Origin of the sequence: Alkalihalophilus lindianensis, from assembly GCF_032843265.1 — a bacterium.
Lineage (GTDB): Bacteria > Bacillota > Bacilli > Bacillales > Bacillaceae_D > Alkalihalophilus > Alkalihalophilus lindianensis.
This window is the reverse complement of sequence record NZ_JAWJBA010000943.1, coordinates 1-241: the sequence shown is the minus strand read 5'-3', so window position 1 is coordinate 241 and position 241 is coordinate 1. Positions and strand designations below refer to the sequence as shown.

Below are 241 nucleotides of genomic sequence, written 5' to 3'. Positions count from 1 at the left end.
GCGCCTGATGCCGTCCGCGTCGGGCGGCGCCCAGAACAGCGACACCTCGATCGTCTGCGGATCGCGGCCCTTGGCCTTCGCCTGCGTGTGCAGCTCCTTGATCGCGGCCGGCATGTCGCGCACCGCGAGGCCGATGGGGATCCAGCCGTCGCAGTACTCGACCACGCGCTTGATGCCCATCTAGGAGGCGGAGCCGAGGATGATCGGCGGGTGCGGCTTCAGCTGCGGCTTGGGCCACGAC

The 241-nt window shown here is 70.1% G+C and carries 1 protein-coding gene; it reads right to left on the bottom strand.

Annotation, left to right across the window (positions count from 1 at the left end; all coding sequences use genetic code 11):
• The coding region (locus tag RYX56_RS24890) for an LLM class oxidoreductase (RefSeq protein ID WP_317124460.1) at positions 1–180 on the bottom strand (180 nt) is incomplete at its 3' end.
• Positions 181–241 lie beyond the last annotated feature (61 nt).